This is a genomic window from Streptomyces incanus (genome assembly GCF_042656345.1).
Classification (GTDB): Bacteria; Actinomycetota; Actinomycetes; order Streptomycetales; family Streptomycetaceae; genus Streptomyces; species Streptomyces incanus.
Map to the genome: position 1 here is coordinate 1 of NZ_JBHSPC010000033.1, position 14,902 is coordinate 14,902.

A 14,902-nucleotide genomic window follows, 5' to 3' on the forward strand; every position below is an offset into this window, starting at 1 on the left:
GCGCAAATCACTCAAACCGACCTTGCTCCAGCGGCTTGACAAGCATAGGAGCATCCGCGAGCCGCTGGCTCGACAACCAGAACCGCACCGCCGCCTACCTGCGGTTCGTGGACGTCGACCGGCTGCTGTACAACTTCCGCGCCAACCACCGCCTCTCCACGGCCGGCGCCGCCGCGACCGGCGGCTGGGAGGCGCCGGACTTCCCCTTCCGCAGCCACGTCCAAGGCCACTTCCTCACGGCCTGGGCGCAGTTGTACGCCGTGACCGGGGACACCGTCTGCCGGGACAAGGCCACGTACATGGTCGCGGAGCTGGCCAAGTGCCAGGCCAACAACAGCGCCGCCGGATTCACCGCCGGGTACCTGTCCGGCTACCCCGAGGCCGACTTCACCGCCCTCGAAGCCCGCACCCTCAACAACGGCAACGTGCCCTACTACACGATCCACAAGACCCTCACCGGTCTGCTCGACGTGTGGCGCCACCTCGGCAGCACCCAGGCCCGCGACGTCCTGCTGGCGCTGGCCGGATGGGTCGACACCCGCACCGGCCGGCTGACCGCGGCACAGACACAGGCCATGCTGGGCACCGAGTTCGGCGGCATGAACACCGTGCTCACCGACCTGTACCAGCAGACCGGTGACGCGCGCTGGCTCACCGTCGCCCGCCGCTTCGACCACGCCGCCGTCTTCGACCCCCTGGCCGCCGGCCAGGACCGGCTCGACGGTCTGCACGCCAACACCCAGGTACCGAAGTGGATCGGCGCGGTGCGGGAGTACAAGGCCACCGGTACCACCCGCTACCGCGACATCGCCGCCAACGCCTGGAACATCTGCGTGGGCACCCACACCTACGCCATCGGCGGCAACAGCCAGGCCGAGCACTTCCACGCCCCGAAAGCCATCGCCGCGTACCTGCGCCAGGACACCTGCGAGAGCTGCAACACCGTCAACATGCTCACCCTCACCCGCGAACTGTTCGCCCTGGACCCGAACCGGGCCGCGCTCTTCGACTTCTACGAACAGGCGTGGCTCAACCACATGACCGGCCAGCAGAACCCGGCCGACCCCCACGGCCACGTCACCTACTTCACCCCCCTCAACCCCGGCGGCCGGCGCGGTGCCGGCCCGGCCTGGGGAGGCGGCACCTGGAGCACCGACTACACCACCTTCTGGTGCTGCCAGGGCACCGGCCTGGAGATACACACCCGGCTGATGGACTCCCTCTACTACCACGCCGGCACCACCCTGACAGTGAACCTGTTCGTCCCCTCGGTCCTCACCTGGACCGAACGCGGCATCACCGTCACCCAGACCACCTCCTACCCGACGAGCGACACCACGACCCTGCGCGTCACCGGCAGCGCGGCCGGCACCTGGACGATGCGCATCCGCATCCCCGGCTGGACCACCGGCGCCACCATCGCCGTCAACGGGGTCACTCAGAACGTCACCACCACGCCCGGCGGCTACGCCGCCCTCACCCGCGCCTGGACCTCCGGCGACACGGTCACCGCCCGCCTGCCCATGCGGGTCGTCATGCGGCCGGCCAACGACAACCCGAACGTCGCCGCGATCACCTACGGCCCGGTCGTCCTGTCCGGCAATTACGGCAACACGGCGCTCAGCGCCCTGCCGTCCCTGGACACCTCCTCGATCAGGCGGACCAGCACCAGTACGCTCGCCTTCACCGCCACCGCGGCCGGCGCCACCGTGAACCTGGGCCCGTTCCACGACGCCCACGGCCACAACTACACCGTCTACTGGAACACCGGCGCCGTCCCCGAGGTCCGCCTGGTCAACGCGGCCGGCGGCCTGGTCCTCGGCGTCCAGGACATGTCCACCGCCGACGGCGGCCGGGCCCTGCAATGGACCGACTCCGGCACCGCCGATCACAACTGGGAGATGCTCACCGACGGCGGCGCCTTCCGCTTCCGCAACGCCCACAGCGGCAAGGTCCTCGGCGTCCAGGACATGTCCACCGCCGACGGCGCGGCCGTCCTGCAGTGGGCCGACAACGGCACCGCCGACCACCGCTGGACCCTGCTCGACCAGAACGACGGCACCTACAAGATCCGCAACGAGCACAGCGGCAAACTCCTCGCCATCGCGGGCGACTCCACCGCCGTCGGCGCCTTCGCCGTCCAGGACTCCGACGACGGCACGGCCGACAACCGGTGGCGCGTCGTACGCAACTAGCCGCAAGGCCGTGAATTTCGGGACCGGGGCAGGTCGTCGAAGGTCCGGGTAGGCGAGGATGCTGACGCCGGTGGCGGCCTTGTAGCCGGTGCGGTCGATGCGGGGGCCTCGGGCCTGGTACTGGGAGAGGGCGCCTTTGACGATGCGGGGGCTGACCCGTAGTCGCCGCTGGGGCAGCAGGCCGGCCAGGACGTGCCGGCCGACGGTGCCGGCGAGGTCGATGAGGGTGCGGGTGCCGCGGGCGACCAGGGCCACGAGGCGGACCTGGGGGTATCCGGTCCCACCGTGGTTGCCCGCCTGCTCGGTGCACCCGGTCAGGACGGCGGGGGTGTCGGGGACCGTCAGGGTGGTGCCGTCGAGTGCGACCACCAGCAGACCGCGCCGACGGGTTCCTGGGCCGTGCCGGGTGGCGGCCGGGCCGCGCAGCAGGGCGAACAGCCACCGCAGCGGCTTGCTGCCGACGCGGCGGCGGGCCTGGGCCGGCGCGCTCGCCGTCGAGGCCTCGGCACGAGATGCCCTCGAACCACCCAGGTGTCCACCTACTGAGACATGTGTGTCAAACAGGTACGTTTGTAGGACACCTCGGCGTTTCGCCGGGAGCCGTAAGAATGCGAGAAAAGGAAACACACATGTCTCACCCCCTGCTGGTGGATCCGGCCTGGTTGCACGAGCGCCTCGGGGACCCCGCGATCCGGATCCTGGACGCGACCACCTTCCTCACCCAGCCCGAAGGCGACGGCTACTACGACGTGGAGTCTGGCCGCCAGGCGTACGAGAAGGCCCACATCCCCGGCGCCGTCTTCGCCGACCTGCTGAACGACCTCGCGGACCCCGACGCGGCCACCACCTTCACCGTGCTCGACAGTGAGACGTTCGCCGCCCGGCTCGGCGCCCTCGGCGTCGGCCCCGGCGCGCACGTGGTCATCTACGACCAGGGCGCGAACATCTGGGCCACCCGGCTGTGGTGGAACCTGCGCTACGAGGGCTTCGACGACGTCTCGGTGCTGAACGGCGGCCTCCCCGCCTGGATCCGAGCGGGCCACGAGGTCAAGAGCGGTGTGGAGTCCAACGAGCCCGCCGTGTTCACCGCGAACCGCCGTCCCGAGCTGTACGCCGACAAGGACGCGGTCCTCGCCGCGATCGAGGACCCCGGCACCCGGCTGGTGAACTCCCTCGACCGGCCGACCTTCGCCGGCACCCGCCAGACCTACGCGCGCCCGGGCCGCATCCCGTCCAGCACGAACGTGCCGTTCCCCGAACTCGCCGACTCCGACGGTCTCTTCCGCGGCCCGGACGAAGTCCGCGGGCTCTTCGACGACGCCGGCGCCCTGGACGAGTCCAAGAAGGTCATCACGTACTGCGGCAGCGGTATCGCCGCCACCGGCCTGGCCTTCCAGCTGGCCGTCCTCGGCCGCCCCGACGTCGCGATCTACGACGGCTCCCTCACCGAGTGGGCCGCCGACCCGGCCCTGCCCCTTGAAGTCGACTGACGGTCCCGGCTCACCCGCACACCCCCGGATCCGCGCTGTCCGGGGGGTCCTGCCGGGGGGCGGGTGCTCATCACGGATCCGCCGCCGACACGGGTCTGTCTTCTGGCTGGTTGAGAGTGCATGAGCGATTCGGTGGGGAGGCGCGGGGTGAACCAAGTGCCGGACGATGCTGAGCAGGAACCTAGATGATCGATTCCAAGGGGTCAGCGGTCGTAAGCGGTCAGTGAGCGTAGGACGGGCTGGCTGGTGTGGTCGTTGTGCCAGATCGCGGCCGTCAGTGCGAGGATGCGTTGCGTGACGCGGACGACCACGCCGCCCGGTGTGCGGCCTCGATGCTGTCCGAGGTCAAGCTGGCCCTTGAAGGTCTCGTTGACCGACTCGATGACCTGCCGCAACGGCTTGAACAGGGGTGCCCCGGCCCGCTCCGGCTCGCCCTTGCGGGCCGGCCTCAGCAGCCGGATGTCCTGCTCGGCCAACTGGTGCTCGAAGGCGCGGCCGAAGTAGTTCTTGTCGCCGATCAGCGTCTGCCCGGCCCGGGCGGCGACCAGTTCCGGTTCGGCAGCGAGCAGGTCCAGCAGGGTCTCGCGTTCGTCGGCCTTGGCCCCGGTCAGGGCGAAGGCGATGGGCAGGCCCTGCAGGGTGCACACCAGGTGCAGGCGCAGGTCCCAGAAGAAGTGGCTGTGGCTGGCGCAGTACCCGTACTCGGCCCATCCGGCCAGGCCGGAGCGTTTGACGGTCTCGCGGGAGCGTCCGCACTCCACCGGCGTGGGATCCACGATCCACACGTCGTCGCTCCATACGGAGGTGTCGGTGGCCGGCAGCCGGGCCACTCTCCGCAGCAGCTCGGGGGCCTTGCGCAGGCGCTTGTTGTAGCCGGGCTGCTTGGGCAGGCAGGGGAAGAGATGTCGCAGGTGAGAGCGGGCGTAGCGAAGCCACTTGGCTTCGGAGGTGAAGTCCAGCATGGCCTGCATCATCGCGAGCGTGACCGGTTCGGCATCGGTCAGTTGCGGGGCGATCCCGACCGCCGGACGCCAAGGCGCCAGGTGCGGTGAGTCCTTCAGCAGGTCGTCGGTCTTCACATAGAGTGCGGCGGCCAGGGAGTCCAACTCTGTCTTCACGCAATGACGTTGGACTCCCTCCTTCCAACCCCGCGGGCGATTCTCTGGAACGGATCAGCTTGTGGAGATCGATGGCTCCTGCGGACTCAGGCGCCCACGGTCCCGTCGACACCTTCACGCAGAAAGTCCGCGTGCCCGTTGTGGCGGCTGTACTCCAGAAGCACGTGCACCATCACCATCCGCAGCGACACCTCCTCGCCCCATCGTGGCTGATACCCGGCCTGGTCCAGGGACTCAGCCTCCCGCTCGATACGGCGCGAGTTCTCCACCTCGGCATCCCAGGCCACGAACGCCTCGTCCCTGGTCGACGCGCTCGCGTCGTACGCTGCCTGAAAGTCGATCTTGTCGGACCAGACCATGGGGGCGTCGTTGTCCTCGAACACTCGACGGAACCAGGCACGCTCCACCTCCGCCATGTGCCGCACCAGACCGAGCAGCGAAAGCGTGGACGGCGGCATCGACTGCTGCCGCAGTTCCTCGTCGGTGAGCCCTTCGCACTTCATGGCGAGGGTTGCGCGGTGGTAGTCGAGGAAAGCCCGCAGCATGTCGCGTTCGCTGCCAAAACTGGGCGGACCTATGCGATGGTCGCTGGTCATCGGTCGTGCTCCTCATCCGTGCCTGCGTTGAGGGCCAGTATCTAATTCCCGTCGACTGTCCCCATACGAGGGCCGTCAACCGGACCTGATTGCTCCCACAGAGGTCGCCGAACACAGGAATCAGAAAGGTTCATTGGACCCCGCCGCAACTACCCCTTGGAATCGACCATCTAAGCAGGGCAGCCGCCTGAAGACCTGTCAGCAAATGTGCTGGACGGCAGTGGCCCGTGCCGCGGAGTAGGCAGCGATGGGGCCGGCTCTGAAGGCGACGGGGCGCAGCTGCGGTCCCAAGGGGCGGTGATACGGCGAACAGTAGAGCCGCGGAAGCTGCAGGGATAGGTGCGTCGCACTGGAATCGGACGAACTTGGTACACATTGAGAGCAGAACGATTCCATTGTTGCTGCTGTCAACAGACCTTCTTATAGGGTAGTGGGTTTGCAGTCCGTGTACGCTGGGGGTATGACGGACAATGCCGCCCCACCGGTAGGCCCTCTTGTCACCGGTTCTGAGATTGCCCGGTTGGCCGGTGTCACTCGGGCTGCCGTCTCCAACTGGCGACGGCGGTACGACGACTTCCCCGCTGCGGTGGGAGGTGCCGCGAACAGTCCGCTCTACGCGCTCACCGAGGTCCAGGAATGGCTGGACAAGCAGCGCAAGGGCCAAGAGGTTTCACCCGAGGTCGAGTTGTGGCAGGCCATGCGAGCCGCGTACGGGGAACAGATGGTCGCGGGGCTGGCAGAGGTGGCCTCGGTGCTGGCCGGGGAAAGTGAGCCGGGCCTGCCGGACGACGTCGCCACCCGTGTGCAGGAACTCGCCCGGACCGAAGCGCCCGTCGACCTGGTGAAGGCACTGACGGAACGCTTCATGGACTCCGCCCGGCGTGCGGGATCGGACCAGGTGACGTCCGAGCGCGTGGTGCGTGCCATGCGCCACTTCGCTCCCGAACTGCGGACCGACGCCACAGTGTTCGATCCCGCCTGCGGCATCGGGGTGCTGCTCCTGTCCCTCGCCTCCGACGCGGGAATGCGCTGCTGCGGCCAGGAGACGGATGCCGACAGCGCTCGCTTCGCGCAGCTCCGCGCCGACCTCCTGGGTCGATCGGGCGTGCGCATCGCGGCAGGTGACTCCCTGCGCGCGGACGAATGGCCGGACCTCAAGGCGGACCTGGTCGTCTGCGACCCGCCGACCGGCGTGACCGAGTGGGGGCGGGAGGAACTGCTGCTCGACTCCCGCTGGGAACTCGGTACCCCGTCCAAGGCCGAAGGGGAGCTGGCGTGGCTCCAGCACGCCTATGCGCACACCGAGCCCGGCGGCCAGGTCCTCATGGTCATGCCTGCCTCGGTCGCCTACCGCAGGGCAGGCCGTCGCATCCGGGCGGAGCTCGTACGTCGGGGGATCGTGCGCCAAGTGGTCGCCCTGCCGCCGGGCACGGCGACGTCTCACGCCCTGCCCGTTCATCTGTGGTGCCTGAGGCGCCCCGAGAACGCGGGAACCGCGGACACGAACCAGACCGTGCGCATGGTCGACCTGACCGGCAACAGTCCCGACGGGAGCCTGGAACCACGCCCCGACCAGGTCGCCGACGTGCCGCTGATCGAACTCCTCGACGAGACCGTCGACCTGACCCCCGGTAACCACCTCCGGTCCCGGCATCGCGACTATCCCGGTGAATACGCCGCTCTGCGCAAGGAACTGGAGGACCAGGTCCGTCGGCTCGCCACCCTTCTGCCCGCACTCGCGCCGGGCGGCGAACCGGGCTCACTGGACGGTGCCACCACCAGCGTCGCGGATCTGACCCGCGCCGGACTCGTCACGTACGACGGTCCGGAGCCGGTCTCGGCCAGCGAGCAGCTCGACACGGACTATCTGCAGGGATTCCTGCGCAGCTCCGTCAACGCCCGCCGGTCCACAAGTGCCAGCGGTACCTACCGACTCGATGGCAGGGGTTCACGCATCCCCCGCATGGGCATCGACGAGCAGCGCCGGTATGGCACCGCCTTCCGGGCCCTGTCCGCGTTCGAGGAAGGCATGCGCAAGGTCGACGAGCTGAGCCGGCAGCTCGCCGAAGTCGCCCGCGACGGCCTCGCCGCGGGTGCTCTGGTACCGGAGGAGTGATGAGGCCGGTGCGGCACCCCCCCCGGTGGGTGCCCCGCACCGGCCCGCAACCGCTCGCATCAGCGCGCGCGTCGGCCGGCCGGTCAGGCGGCGGGTGGCAGATACGGGCTCGGAGTTCCGCTCCACGTCACACTCAGCGCTTCGCGAGCGCGCGTGCGGGCGACGAAGAGCAGGCAGCGTTCCCGGAGCAGGTCGGCGTCGTGCTGCAGGGGGTCCGCCTCGCGCGGGGTGATCTCACGGGCGAACGGGACGGCGCCTTCCTTACATGGGGTGACCGTACGGCGGCGGAGAGGAGTCGGTGCGCTTGCGGAACGGGCATGTGCTAGGCGTTGGGGGCCGGGCCATGAACCGAGCGGGCCGCACCCCGGAGTGGGGTGCGGCCGGGTGTGCGCTTTTGGTGTCAGTTGGCCGAGGACCCGGGGTTCCTCGGCTCTTGGCTGGGGACTGCGATGTGCTCCGGGCTCTGGGCGGGGGCGGGGACGCGGTCCGTGGCGGAGGGCCTGGCGAAGATCTCGTCGAGGGTGGTGGCGTCGATGGCGCGGTCGAACCAGAGATCCAGGAGCGGCATGTCCGTGCAGGTGATGACGCGCTGTCGGGTCTCTTCCGTCATCGAGAAGCCGCGGCGCTCCATCAGGCGCAGTAGTTGCTCGGCCTTTCCGGCCACGCGTCCTTCCTCGCGTCCTTCTTCCTGTCCTGCGAGGCGGGCGTCGCCCACGATGGTGCCTTGCCTGGGGGTGAAGAGGGTTTCCATCAGGTTCCTCCAGATTTTCCGGGCGTGTTCGCTGCCCAAGCCGTCCTCGATCAGTCCCGCCAGGTCGTCCCGCGCTTCGCGGTCCGTGTCCTGGGCCAACGCCTCGCCCATTACCGTCAGTATGCCCTCGATGTCCGGGTCGTTGCTGTGGATCCACAGACAGAAGGCGGCGAAGTCCAGGTCGGCTGAGGCATCCTGGATCCGGCTGATACGCGGAACGTTGGCCGGGCCCAGCACGTGAGGCACTGTCACCTGGATGGGGCGCCCCAGGCCGGTGCGCAGAGGTCTGACCGCCCATGCCGCTGTTGCCCTGTCCACGCACAGGACCAGCAGGACGACCTCGAGTTTGTACCGGTCACGCAAGTACGCGACGTAGTACGGCCATGAGGTCTCCTTCTTCGTTTCGATGCCGCTCTGTGCCTCGACCAGCAGGATGAACGGATCGCGCCCGTCGGGACGGACCACCCGCAGCACGGAGTCCATCTGCCGGGTGAACATCTTCGGGGCGCTGGATGCGTCCGTCGCAAGGGTCTCGGTGGTGACACCGGGCGGGATTCCGAGGTCCAGGAGGTCCAGCGCACGGTTCAGCGCTTTCGGACGTCCCGGCAGGAAGCCGTGCAGGGTGTCGTGACTGACGTTGGGCATGACGTGAAACTATGCGCGAAGCAAGAACATTCGTTGGTTTTTGAGGTGTGATCACCCGTTTGGTGGCATTCTCTGGGGTTGGCGCCGAGGCGTGCGGTCAGGGCGGGGGCGAGTGCCGAGCCTGCTCTACGCGCACGGGCAGGCCAGTCCGGGGGCCGCGCGGTTGGGGGAGCACGTGACCACGGCCAGGGAGAGGTACGAGGGGCGTTCGAGGTAGCAGCCGTACGACACGTCGGCGCCCGAGTGCAGGCGTTCGGCGGTGGCGTCCACCAGCAGGGCCAGTCGCAGGGTGTCCCGGTCACCCTCCGACGCGAACCGGTGGGCGTACTCGGCCAGTCGCTCACCCAGCCAGGCCGCCGCCTCCTTCGCCTCGTCCCAGGTGCCCCGCACCAGTGAGCGGGGCTTGACGAGCCAGTACGCCGTCTCCAGGGGCGGGAGGTCCGACGAGGTGAACTCCGCGGCCACCTGGCGGTAGCGCTCGATCAGTTCCGGCCTGCTCCCGGCCGGGGGCGGGTCGGGGTGCGGGGGCCGCCGCAGGGCCTCGTCGTCGAAGCGTGCCTTCGGGCCGGTCCACAGATAAGCGTGGTGGTGCACGAGCCGTTCCCGTTTCGAGAAGCGCCGGCCGGACACGGGGAGGGGCCCGGTCCGGCCGACGGGAGGGAGGGGAGGGGAGGATCAGGCGCCGAGGCCGAAGCGCGCCGGGTCGATACCGGCCGCCTCCAGTTCCTCGGTGGTGAACCGCAGCGGCTGTGCGTCCGGCCGCTTGCTGTCGCCCAGGGCCCAGGCGTCCTCGCCGATCCGGGCCAGCGTCACGCACCCCTCGGTGCAAGGGCCGCCGCACGCCTTCACGAACGAGGCCCCGTCGATGTCGAGCGCGTACAGGTTGGTTCCGTTCCGCATCAGTGCACCTTCCGACTCGTCTGAACGCGGCCAGGACCGGCCGCCGCCGCCCACAGCGGGCGGGAGTTCACGGGAGGGGCGACGGCCGCCCGAGTGTTTCCGCAGGTGAACGGCGGACACGGACGGTTTTTCCTCGCTCTCCGTGACTTCAGAGTGGCGGTCGGACGGGGCGGGGACGAGTGTGGCATTCCGTACGCTGAGTCAGCGTACGGACACGAAGAGTAGACGGTACGTGCGATTTTCCGTCACGCTGGACGGTGAACGCGGGGCGGCGTGAGGAGCCGTCGCGGTGCGGCACGGAGGAAAGGGGCGGCGGATGGAGAGCGTGGGAGTCGAGGGGGAGACGGCCGGGGCCGGGAACGCCGGTGTGCGGGCGGTTCCGGTGGGGGAGTGGGAGCGGGAGCCGCATCCGTCGGACAGCCTGCGCACGTTCGGCGCCTTCGTCCAGGCGCTGCGCGAGCACGCGGGGCTCAGCCGGGTCGACCTCGGCGCCCGGGTCCAGTACTCCAAACACACGGTCGAGTCGGTGGAGTTGGGGCGGCGGATGCCGGACGAGGCGTTCGTGGAGCGGGCGGAGGAAGCGCTGGGCAACACGGGTGCGCTGCGGAAGGCCGCACGGCATCTCACGCGGGGGGAAGCAGGGCTGGCTGCGTGGTTCCGGCGGTGGGCTCGGCTGGAGCGGGAGGCGGTGAGCCTGTGCACGTACGAGTGCAGGCTGGTACCGGGGTTGTTGCAGTCGGAGGCTTACGCGCGGGCGGTGTTCGAGGGCACGATCCCGGTGCGGACCGACGAGGAGCTGGAGGTACAGCTCGCCGTGCGGATGGAACGGCAGGCGGTGATGCGGGAGCGGCCGAAGGTGCCGTTCAGCTTTATCGTCGAGGAGCACGTGTTCCGGCGGGGGTTCGGGGATGTGGGGGCGATGCGCGGGTTGGTGGGTCATGTCCTTGAACTCACCGCCCCGCGTAACGTGACGCTTCAGGTGGTACCGGTGGAGGCTCGGTTGCACGCGTGCCTGGATGGCCCCCTACAGATTCTGGAGACCTCGGAGGGGCGGCGGCTCGGGTACTCCGAGGGGCAGCAGAACGGTCGGCTGATCTCCGACCCGAAAGAGATGATTCTGCTCTGCCAACGCTATGACACACTGCGCTCGCAGGCCCTGAACCCGACAGAATCCCGGGACCTGCTGGAGCGACTGCGAGGAGAGCTATGAACAGCGGTACGTCGGAACTCGCCTGGTTCAAGTCCAGCTACAGCGGCAGCCAGGGCGACAGCTGTGTGGAGGTCGCGATCGCCGAACAGGCCGTCCACGTACGGGACTCCAAGGACGTGACCCGCCCGGCCTTCGCCGTCGGCTGTGAGGGCTGGGGGCAGTTCGTGCGGTTCGCGTCGGAGTGCTGAGCGACTCGAGGGCGTGCCGTCCGCTGGAACAGCGGACGGCACGCCCTCACCGCGTTCAGGTGCCCTTGGTCTCGTCCCTGGGGTCGTAGCCGAGGGCCGCACGGTTGATGAAACGGTCACCGAGGTCGCGCACAGGCGCGGGCTTCGGCTCCTGTACGGCCTTCTTCGCCGTGAGCTTTTTCTGGGTGGTCTTCTTGCCGCCCGCGCCCTTGGCCGGTGTCGCCTTCGCCTGCTTGGCGTTCTTCGCGGCCGGCGTGTTGCGCGCCGCGTACTTCTTCCGGATCGCTGAGAGTTGCTCGCGTTCTTGCAGGGCCACGTGGGTGGAGAGGGCGTTGGTGAGGGCCCGAGCCCGGCTGAGTGCGTAACGCGCCTCGTTCCAGTGCTTCGTGTTGATCGCCAGGCGGGCCACCCTGATGGTCTGCTGCAAGGCCTTGATCTTCGCGGGCTGCCGCTTGGGTATGGGGGACTCGGCTCCGCTGCTCCGCCGCTGCCCGGCGGCACGGGTGCCCCAGTCCGTACCCGAGGTCAGGACGACGACCGAACGAGGATTGCTGCTCTGGCTTCGACGTACCACGTGCGTTGGTTCCTTGGTTGAGCGGTGGGGCATGCCCGGGGGTGGCCACCGGGCGGGGCCACCCCAGGGGCAGGCTAGTAGTGGCGGGGGCCTGGCCGGGGGGCGGGGTGAGGGTGGAGCGGTAGGTACCGGACTCGCCCTCGGTGAGCGGGGTCTCCAGGGTCAGACCGGCGGCGGCCATGCGGTCGTACTCGGCGAGGACCAGGCGCTTGGTGCGGTACTCGCCGGACTTGGCGATTTCGTTGTTCTTCAGGCCGCCCGACTCCGACTGGAAGGTCTCCAGGATGTAGTCGGTGTCTTCACGGGAGATCCCGTAGAGGCGGAAGAAGTACGCGTCCAGCTCGGCGCGCAGTTGAGCGCGACGGTCCTCGGCCCACTGGAATGGTTCGTCCTCGTCGCCCAGGTCGCGGGCGAGTGGAGTCATGTCGTAGGCGGTGTAGACGAGTTCGAGGGCGCGGGGGAGGAGGGAGGGGGGGAGGTTCGAGGGCGGCGGGGGTGGGGACGGGGAGCTGCTTCCAGGTGAAGGGCTTCATGCCTCTCCCCCGTTTCGCTGCCGCGTGTAAGGCGGTATGTCCCGCGGGGAGTGCACACCTTCACCGAGTTGACGTGGATGCTGTCGTTGCGTTGACGGCGTCAACGGGAAAATGTGAGGTTCAGTCAGGTCCCGGGCGGCGCTCTGGGGAGCCGGGCAGCGGATCCCGGTTCGTCGGTTACCTTTCCGGCGTTGTCGGAGAGCCGGCGTTCGACGACCCCGCCGCGCCCGCAGGGCCACTGCGTCCGAACGTGGTGTACCGCATCGCCCGTAGCGCGAGGAGCTGACGTCCTCCGCCGGGGTGGTTCGATCAGGCTGCGGGTGCGAGGGGGTTTCCGTCCCCGGCGCAGGTAGTGGTGCAGAGCCGGCTCTGTGCGGGGTGGCTGCGATGGGGGAGTCGGCTACAGCCGTACGCGATGTTCTTCGAAGCCTATGGGGAAACCGGTGGTCCGGTGTCGTTCATTCCGTATCAACTAAGCACGATGCGCAGGACGTTGAAGTCTCCGGGGCCTGCCTAAGGTGGGCTTCGCCCGATGAGGATCATGCCGCTGCGGAGCTGAAGTGCCGCGCCCGGCAGCAACACAGTGTGAAGGATGCCATGAAGACAGGTTTCGCCCTCCCCCAGTTCCACCACCAGGCGTACGGCGTCGCCGAGACGGGCACGTTCGCCTCCGCGATCGAGGAGGCCGGGGGTGCCAGCCTGTGGGTGGGGGACCGCAACCTGGCCGCGGTCCGTCCCGTCGTGGGCTACGGCGGGCAGGGCAACACCATCCCGGAGGAACTGAACCCCGCGGCGGACCCGTTCGTCCTCCTCGGTGTCGCCGCCGCCGTGACCAGCAGGGTGCTGCTGGGCTCCCATGTCCTCGTCGCCCCGCTCTACCCGCCCGTCCAGCTGGCCCGGTCGCTGACGACGATCGACCTGATCAGCGGCGGACGTCTGCTGCCCGGCTTCGGGGTCGGCTGGTCTCCCGAGGAGTACCGGGCGGCCGGCCTGGACTTCACCCGCCGCGGCGCCCGCATGGAGGAACTGCTCGACGCCCTCGACGCCATCTGGACCACCGACCCGGCGCGGTACGAGGGTGCGCAACTCTCCGTACCCGAGCACCACTCACCGCTGAAGCCGGCGCGGAAACCGCGGCCACCCTTCTATCTGGGCGCGATGTCCGAGCGCGCCCTGCGCCGTGTCGCCCGACGCGGTGACGGCTGGCTGCCGCTGATCGTCGTCCCGAGTTACGTGGACATCGACGGGCTTGTCGCACAGCGCGCGCAGCTCGACGAGCTGGCCCGGCAGGCCGATCGTGATCCCCGGGCGATCGACACCGTGCTGCGGGTGAACATCGACGCCGGCACGAGCGTGGAGCGGGTCGTCGACACCGTCAAGGAGGTCCACGAGGGGACGGGTATCGACCACTTCATGATCGACTCGATGTACGACGTGGACACCGTCGACGGGTCCCTCGAGCACGCTCGGCAGATCCTCCAGCTCGTGGCGAAGGGCTGAGCCCTCGTCGGCCCGGCTGCCGCGACGGTGTCACCTGCCCGTATTCCGCCCCGTGCCGTCCGGACGTGCCGCACATGGCGGAGGCGGCGGCCCGGAGCCGCTCGATCACGAAGCGGTATGCGCCCGAGGAGGAGCGCGTACGGCCAGTTGCTCGCGCCGGGGTGACATATGCGATCAGCAGCGCACGAGCAGCATCCCCACCCCCGACAGCACCATCGCGTAGTGGCGTTGCGCAGCGGCTACCAGGCGCTCGGGCCATCGGCACACCCGGAGGCCAACCAATGTCACTCATTGAGTGGTCGGCTCGTCATCCAGAGAACGGCTCCCACAACGGAGCACCCGGCAACACCGTCCCTGCAGAGCGGAGAGAACGTGTTCGTCGCCTTCGTCACAGTCACCATCCTCGGCGCGGTCTTCAACGGCGCCGCCGCCGTCACGTACCTGATCGGCCATGAATACCCCAAGAGCCAGGCGGACATGAAGGGCATTCCCCGGAAGTACGTACCGGTACTGGGCACGTTACTGGCAGCGGGCACCGTGGGGCTGCTGGCCGGGCTCGCCGTGCCGATCCTGGGAACCCTTGCCGCCTCAGGCCTTGTGCTGTACTTCATCGGCGCGATCATCGCCCACCTGCGGGTGGGCTCCCGCGACATCGTGGGCGGGATCGTGTTCCTGGCCACCGCGGTGGCCGCCCTCACCCTGGGCCTGCTCCACCACGGCCTCTGGTGACCCCGCACTTGCTGCCTCGCGCGGGTGCGCGTGGCGGCGTCGCAGTCGGTGCGGTCCTCGCGTAGCCGCCGGCCGCCGGCCGCCCGGGAACAACTGGCTCCCGGCCGAAGTCCCAGAGGTCCCAGAGAAGTCCCAGGGACGTCGCCGCCCTCTTCCAGACCCGCACCAACACGGGCCAGAAGAGGGGGCGACGTCCCCCGCCCCTCAGGTGTCCCGGAAGGGACCAGCTGACGCCGTGACCTGGTGCGATGGGAGGCCACGGGGGTGCTGACCGGCGGCAATGGCCTTTCGGGCGTTTCACGCTCATGCCCGTTGGTGGTGCCGAAAGTCCCAGATGAGTCCCATGAGATCACCTCA

At 69.1% G+C, this 14,902-nt stretch carries 14 protein-coding genes; 8 read left to right on the forward strand and 6 right to left on the reverse strand.

The features are described from left to right. Positions 1–35: 35 nt before the first annotated feature. The 3 genes from ACFP2V_RS13175 to ACFP2V_RS13185 all read left to right on the forward strand — a co-directional run bounded on the left by ACFP2V_RS13175 (position 36) and on the right by ACFP2V_RS13185 (position 3,685). Positions 36–2,195, forward strand: a complete 2,160-nt coding sequence (locus tag ACFP2V_RS13175) for a beta-L-arabinofuranosidase domain-containing protein (protein ID WP_381210407.1) — start codon at positions 36–38, stop codon at positions 2,193–2,195. A 192-nt stretch (positions 2,196–2,387) separates the two neighbouring features. Next, positions 2,388–2,741, forward strand: coding sequence for a hypothetical protein (locus ACFP2V_RS13180; RefSeq protein ID WP_381210410.1), 354 nt, complete (start codon positions 2,388–2,390; stop codon positions 2,739–2,741). 83 nt (positions 2,742–2,824) lie between these two features. Continuing rightward, the gene (locus tag ACFP2V_RS13185) at positions 2,825–3,685 is read left to right on the forward strand and encodes a sulfurtransferase (protein ID WP_381210413.1); all 861 of its coding nucleotides are present in this window, start codon (positions 2,825–2,827) and stop codon (positions 3,683–3,685) included. A 203-nt stretch (positions 3,686–3,888) separates the two neighbouring features. Here ACFP2V_RS13185 and ACFP2V_RS13190 read toward each other — a convergent pair whose 3' ends face one another. Further along, on the reverse strand, positions 3,889–4,803 hold the full coding sequence (locus tag ACFP2V_RS13190) for an IS982 family transposase (RefSeq protein ID WP_381210416.1): 915 nt from the start codon (positions 4,801–4,803) through the stop codon (positions 3,889–3,891). Between the two features lie 86 nt (positions 4,804–4,889). After that, positions 4,890–5,399 (reverse strand): DinB family protein, encoded by a 510-nt coding sequence (locus ACFP2V_RS13195; protein WP_381210419.1) that lies wholly within the window; start codon positions 5,397–5,399, stop codon positions 4,890–4,892. Between the two features lie 460 nt (positions 5,400–5,859). Between ACFP2V_RS13195 and ACFP2V_RS13200 the strand changes: the two genes are divergently transcribed. Then, a complete protein-coding gene (locus tag ACFP2V_RS13200) occupies positions 5,860–7,515 on the forward strand; it encodes an N-6 DNA methylase (RefSeq protein ID WP_381210422.1) in 1,656 nt (551 codons plus the stop codon). Positions 7,516–7,915: 400 nt separating this feature from the next. Here the strand turns inward: ACFP2V_RS13200 and ACFP2V_RS13205 are convergent, their stop codons facing one another. The 3 genes from ACFP2V_RS13205 to ACFP2V_RS13215 all read right to left on the reverse strand — a co-directional run bounded on the left by ACFP2V_RS13205 (position 7,916) and on the right by ACFP2V_RS13215 (position 9,811). Further along, positions 7,916–8,911, reverse strand: coding sequence for an RpnC/YadD family protein (locus tag ACFP2V_RS13205; RefSeq protein WP_381210425.1), 996 nt, complete (start codon positions 8,909–8,911; stop codon positions 7,916–7,918). A gap of 126 nt (positions 8,912–9,037) precedes the next feature. Next, positions 9,038–9,505, reverse strand: coding sequence for a hypothetical protein (locus ACFP2V_RS13210; RefSeq protein WP_381210428.1), 468 nt, complete (start codon positions 9,503–9,505; stop codon positions 9,038–9,040). An 81-nt stretch (positions 9,506–9,586) separates the two neighbouring features. Then, on the reverse strand, positions 9,587–9,811 hold the full coding sequence (locus ACFP2V_RS13215; protein WP_381210431.1) for a DUF397 domain-containing protein: 225 nt from the start codon (positions 9,809–9,811) through the stop codon (positions 9,587–9,589). A gap of 316 nt (positions 9,812–10,127) precedes the next feature. On the opposite strand from ACFP2V_RS13215, the gene ACFP2V_RS13220 reads away from it, so the two are divergent. Together ACFP2V_RS13220 and ACFP2V_RS13225 are read left to right on the forward strand one after the other, a co-directional pair. After that, positions 10,128–11,021, forward strand: coding sequence for a helix-turn-helix domain-containing protein (locus ACFP2V_RS13220; RefSeq protein WP_381210434.1), 894 nt, complete (start codon positions 10,128–10,130; stop codon positions 11,019–11,021). After that, entirely contained in the window at positions 11,018–11,209 is a 192-nt protein-coding gene (locus ACFP2V_RS13225) for a DUF397 domain-containing protein (RefSeq protein ID WP_381210436.1), read from the forward strand. Before ACFP2V_RS13220 ends, ACFP2V_RS13225 begins: the two co-directional genes overlap by 4 nt. 55 nt (positions 11,210–11,264) lie before the next feature. Here the strand turns inward: ACFP2V_RS13225 and ACFP2V_RS13230 are convergent, their stop codons facing one another. Continuing rightward, positions 11,265–11,783: a hypothetical protein gene (locus ACFP2V_RS13230; protein ID WP_381210439.1), complete on the reverse strand. Its 519-nt coding sequence runs from the start codon at positions 11,781–11,783 to the stop codon at positions 11,265–11,267. Between the two features lie 1,130 nt (positions 11,784–12,913). Here ACFP2V_RS13230 and ACFP2V_RS13235 point away from each other — a divergent pair. Both ACFP2V_RS13235 and ACFP2V_RS13240 read left to right on the forward strand, forming a co-directional pair. Next, the gene (locus ACFP2V_RS13235) at positions 12,914–13,816 is read left to right on the forward strand and encodes a TIGR03619 family F420-dependent LLM class oxidoreductase (protein WP_381210442.1); all 903 of its coding nucleotides are present in this window, start codon (positions 12,914–12,916) and stop codon (positions 13,814–13,816) included. Positions 13,817–14,188: 372 nt separating this feature from the next. Then, on the forward strand, positions 14,189–14,545 hold the full coding sequence (locus ACFP2V_RS13240) for a DoxX family protein (protein WP_381210445.1): 357 nt from the start codon (positions 14,189–14,191) through the stop codon (positions 14,543–14,545). The last annotated feature ends 357 nt before the right edge of the window (positions 14,546–14,902 follow it).

Excerpts from the sequence above, each read along its gene's own strand:
- ACFP2V_RS13185 (WP_381210413.1), top strand. The coding sequence starts at position 2,825 with ATGTCTCACCCCCTGCTGGTGGATCCGGCCTGGTTGCACGAGCGCCTC.
- ACFP2V_RS13195 (WP_381210419.1), bottom strand. The coding sequence starts at position 5,399 with ATGACCAGCGACCATCGCATAGGTCCGCCCAGTTTTGGCAGCGAACGC.
- ACFP2V_RS13200 (WP_381210422.1), top strand. The coding sequence starts at position 5,860 with ATGACGGACAATGCCGCCCCACCGGTAGGCCCTCTTGTCACCGGTTCT.
- ACFP2V_RS13205 (WP_381210425.1), bottom strand. The coding sequence starts at position 8,911 with ATGCCCAACGTCAGTCACGACACCCTGCACGGCTTCCTGCCGGGACGT.
- ACFP2V_RS13215 (WP_381210431.1), bottom strand. The coding sequence starts at position 9,811 with ATGCGGAACGGAACCAACCTGTACGCGCTCGACATCGACGGGGCCTCG.
- ACFP2V_RS13220 (WP_381210434.1), top strand. The coding sequence starts at position 10,128 with ATGGAGAGCGTGGGAGTCGAGGGGGAGACGGCCGGGGCCGGGAACGCC.
- ACFP2V_RS13225 (WP_381210436.1), top strand. The coding sequence starts at position 11,018 with ATGAACAGCGGTACGTCGGAACTCGCCTGGTTCAAGTCCAGCTACAGC.
- ACFP2V_RS13235 (WP_381210442.1), top strand. The coding sequence starts at position 12,914 with ATGAAGACAGGTTTCGCCCTCCCCCAGTTCCACCACCAGGCGTACGGC.